This window comes from Phenylobacterium sp. P4_E10 (genome assembly GCF_056401675.1).
On the sequence record NZ_JBFUIW010000036.1, the window covers coordinates 1 to 543 of the forward strand.

The 543-nt window shown below is 70.1% G+C and carries 1 protein-coding gene; it reads left to right on the forward strand.

Annotation, left to right across the window (positions count from 1 at the left end; genetic code table 11):
• Positions 1-543: Ig-like domain-containing protein (locus AC1DQJ_RS20795; protein ID WP_477606855.1), on the forward strand; the 543-nt coding region annotated here is incomplete at both ends.

The window sequence follows — 543 nt, forward strand, 5'->3', positions numbered from 1 at the left end:
CGGCCAACTACGCCATCGACACCCATGCGCCGACCGCCACGATCCTGCTCAGCGACAGCGCGCTGAAGATCGGCGAGACCTCGACGGTGACCGTGACCTTCTCGGAGGCGGTCAGCGACTTCGACAAGACCGACCTGACGGCCCCGAACGGCGCGCTGGGGACCTTCCTCAGCGCCGACGGCGGGGTCACCTGGACCGGGACCTTCACGCCGGACGCCGACGTCGAGGACRCCTCCAACGCGGTGGCGCTGGCCGCCAGCTACACCGACCTGGCCGGYAACGCCGGGACGACCGCGACCTCGGCCAACTACGCCATCGACACCCATGCGCCGACCGCCACGATCCTGCTCAGCGACAGCGCGCTGAAGATCGGCGAGACCTCGACGGTGACCGTGACCTTCTCGGAGGCGGTCAGCGACTTCGACAAGACCGACCTGACGGCCCCGAACGGCGCGCTGGGGACCTTCCTCAGCGCCGACGGCGGGGTCACCTGGACCGGGACCTTCACGCCGGACGCCGACGTCGAGGACACCTCCAACGTGG